This is a genomic window from Mesorhizobium sp. M1E.F.Ca.ET.063.01.1.1 (genome assembly GCF_003998155.1).
Taxonomy (GTDB): Bacteria; Pseudomonadota; Alphaproteobacteria; order Rhizobiales; family Rhizobiaceae; genus Mesorhizobium.
Genome location: NZ_RZSC01000585.1, coordinates 1 through 3,796, shown reverse-complemented (window position 1 = coordinate 3,796; position 3,796 = coordinate 1). Strand labels below are relative to the sequence as shown.

Annotated in this window: 2 protein-coding genes; both read right to left on the bottom strand. The window is 64.0% G+C overall.

Going from position 1 to position 3,796, the window contains the following annotated elements; translation table 11 throughout:
- Positions 1 to 145: 145 nt before the first annotated feature.
- Positions 146 to 925 carry a thioredoxin family protein gene (locus tag EOA29_RS28560; RefSeq protein WP_126091169.1) on the bottom strand — a complete coding sequence of 260 codons (780 nt, stop codon included), beginning with the start codon at positions 923 to 925 and terminating at the stop codon, positions 146 to 148.
- 362 nt (positions 926 to 1,287) lie between these two features.
- Positions 1,288 to 3,796: aconitate hydratase AcnA (acnA, locus tag EOA29_RS28555; RefSeq protein WP_127221925.1), on the bottom strand; the 2,509-nt coding region annotated here is incomplete at its 5' end.

The following is a 3,796-nucleotide window of genomic DNA, read 5'->3' as shown; positions in this document are numbered from 1 at the left end:
ACGAACTCTTCTTTCTGGCTCATCACGCTTCTGGCCTCGAATGGCATCCCGAACCCCCTCGCGCAAAACGCGCAAAACTGTTCGCGATGTCTTCGCACACCTGTTCGCGATGTCCCCGGTCCAAACAAAGGGGAGAAGGGGGCAATCACGGCTTGCGGATGAAGGCGGCGCCGAGGATCGGGCCGGGCATGCCGTCCTTGCCGACGGACTGCAGCAGCACCGCGCAACCGCCCTTCTTGGCGATCTCGGTCATCGGCAATTCGTAACGCTGCGCCTTGCCGTGCCACATGCCGGCGGTCTGGATGTCGGAGACGGCGTTCCAGTAGGTCAGGCTGCGGCCGCTGTTCTCGCCCTGGCCGATCTTCACCATCTGCGGCGGATCGAAATAGACGATCACCACATGGGCGTCGCTCGGGCCGTTGCCGGCATCGCCGGCGTCGATCATGACGCGGTCGCTGGTGCGGCTCACCTTGATGCCGACCCGCATGCCCTCGCCCACCCTGTCCATCCGGGCCAACGCGCCGTCGACGTCCCTGCGGCTGGCGCCATTGACATGGCTGCGGCCGTTGATGACCGCCTGCGGCGTGTAGACGGAGCGGCTGCCGAAAGCGCGCATATAATCATACTGCCGGTCGGTGTTCTTCTTGTTGCTCAGCGTGTCCTGCCAGCCCAGATAGTCCCAGTAATTGACGTGGTAGGCGAGCGCGACGATGTTTTCCTTGGCGGCCAGCTCGGCGAAGAATTCATCGGCAGGCGGGCAGGAACTGCAGCCCTGGCTGGTGAACAGCTCAACCACGCCCAGCGGCTTTTCGGCCTGAACCTTATCGGCTTGAGGCTTCTCGGGCTCGCTTGCCAGCGCGGCGCCGACAAACGTTGAAAGGGCCAGCGCTATTGCCGCAAGCCGCAATGGTCCTCGAGATGCCATGACTGTTCCGATTCCCGCCGGTGACGCCGGCCTTGTTCTGATTGCTAAAATATGTGGCAGAACGGACAGTCAACGGGAAGTCACGTTGCGGTGAAATTTTGTCGCCGCGACCGCAGGTAAGGCGGCGGCAGGAGAGGCGGCTGCATTTTTCGACGCGGTTCGATTTCGAAGCCGCATCGCCGCCATGAGGTAAAGCCTGCTGATGCCGGACAATCTCTATTGCGAGCGAACCGGATCAGGACTTTCGGGTCGGCCGGCTAATGCTTGGTAGGCGGCGGTTTGATTAGGCAGTAGGCAGTAGGCAGGTAGGCAGTAGGGGGTCTTTCCCTACTGCCTAAGCCCTACTGCCTACTGCCTCGCTGCTAAGCAGCCAGATCGCGCAGCACGTATTGCAGGATGCCGCCGTTCTTGAAGTAGTCGAGCTCGTCCAGCGTATCGATGCGGCAGACGATCGGCAGGTTCTTCACGGTGCCGTCGCCGTAGGTGACCTTGGCGACCATCTTCTGGCGCGGCTTGATCGTGTCCAGCCCGTCGATCTCGACCAGCTCGTCGCCCTTGAGGTTGAGGGAAGCCCATGAGGTGCCTTCCTCGAAGACGAAGGGGATGACGCCCATGCCGACCAGGTTCGAGCGGTGGATACGTTCGAAGGACTGGGCGATGACCGCGCGGACACCAAGCAGGTTCGTTCCCTTGGCCGCCCAGTCGCGCGAGGAGCCGTTGCCGTATTCGACGCCGGCGAAGATGACCAGCGGCACGCCTTCCTTCCTGTATTCCATCGCGGCGTCGTAGATCGACATCTCCTCCTTCGAGGGATAGTGGATCGTGTAGCCGCCCTCGCGGCCGTTCTCGCCCAGCATGTGGTTGCGGATGCGGATGTTGGCGAAGGTGCCGCGCATCATCACCTCATGATTGCCGCGCCGCGTGCCGTACTGGTTGAAGTCGGCGACACCGACGCCGTGCTCGGTGAGGTACTTGCCGGCCGGCGATGCGGCCTTGATCGAACCGGCCGGCGAGATGTGGTCGGTGGTGATCTTGTCGCCGAACAGGCCGAGCACCCGCGCGCCCTTGATGTCGCCGATCTTGCCGAAGCTGCGGCCCATGCCGGCGAAATAAGGCGGGTTCTGCACATAGGTCGAATGATCGTCCCAGGCATAGGTCTGGCCTTCCGGCGCCTTGACCTTCTGCCAGTACGCGTCGCCCTTGAAGACATCGGCATATTTGCGGGCGAACAGTTCGCGCGTGACGTTCTTCTCGATGAACTCCTGGATCTCTGCCGAGGTCGGCCAGATGTCCTTGAGATAGACCGGCTTGCCGTCGCTGCCCTCGCCGAGCGGCTCGGTGGTGAGATCCTTGGTCACCGTGCCGGCCAGCGCATGCGCCACCACCAGCGGCGGCGAGGCGAGGTAGTTCGCCTGCACGTCGGGCGAGACGCGGCCTTCGAAGTTGCGGTTGCCGGAGAGCACCGCGGCAGCGATCAAACCTTTATCGTTGATGGTCTTGGAGATCGGGCCGGGCAGCGGGCCGGAATTGCCGATGCAGGTGGTGCAGCCGAAGCCGACCAGGTTGAAGCCGATCTGGTCGAGCTCCTTCTGCAGGCCAGACTTTTCAAGGTATTCGGCCACGACCTGGCTGCCGGGCGCCAGCGAGGTTTTCACCCACGGCTTCTGCTTCAGGCCGCGCCGGTTGGCGTTGCGCGCAAGCAGGCCGGCGCCGATCAGCACGCTCGGGTTCGAGGTGTTGGTGCAGGAAGTGATGGCGGCGATGACGACGTCGCCATGGCCGAGATCGTAGGAGGCGCCATCCACCGCATAGCGCTTGGAGATCTCGGCCGCCTTCTTGTATTCGGTCTCCATCGCCTTGGCGAAGCCGTCGGGAATGTCCTGCAGGGCGACGCGGCCCTCCGGGCGCTTCGGGCCGGCCATCGACGGCACGACATCGCCGAGGTCGAGCTCGAGCAGGTCGGTGAAGACCGGGTCGGCGGAACCCGCGTCGCGCCACATGCCCTGCGCCTTGGAATAGGCCTCGACCAGCGCGATACGGTTCTCCTCGCGGCCGGACATGGTGAGGTAGCGGATGGTCTCGCTGTCGACGGGGAAGAAGCCGCAGGTGGCGCCATATTCCGGCGCCATGTTGCCGATGGTGGCGCGGTCGGCCAGCGTCATGTTGGAAAGGCCGGGGCCGAAGAACTCGACGAACTTGCCGACGACGCCCTTCTTGCGCAGCATCTGGGTGACGGTGAGCACGAGGTCGGTGGCGGTGACGCCTTCCTTCAGCTTGCCGGTAAGGCGGAAGCCGATGACTTCCGGCAGGAGCATGGAGACCGGCTGGCCGAGCATCGCGGCCTCGGCCTCGATGCCGCCGACGCCCCAGCCGAGCACGCCGAGGCCGTTGATCATGGTGGTGTGCGAATCGGTGCCGACGCAGGTGTCGGGATAGGCGGTGGTCTCGCCGTCCTCGGCGTTGGTCCACACCACCTGTCCGAGATATTCAAGATTGACCTGGTGGCAGATGCCGGTGCCGGGCGGCACGACGCGGAAGTTGCGGAAGGCCTGCTGACCCCATTTCAGGAACTTGTAGCGCTCCTCGTTGCGCTCATATTCGAGCTCGACATTGCGGGCGAAGGCCATCGGCGTGCCGAACTCGTCGACGATGACGGAGTGGTCGATGACGAGGTCGACCGGCACCAGCGGATTGATCTTTTCCGGATCGCCGCCGAGCGCCTTGATGCCGTCGCGCATGGCCGCGAGATCGACCACCGCCGGGACGCCCGTAAAATCCTGCATCAGGACACGGGCCGGGCGATAGGCGATCTCGACGCCGGCGGTGCCTTTGTCGGTCAGCCATGCGGCGACTGCCTGGGTGCTTTCCTTG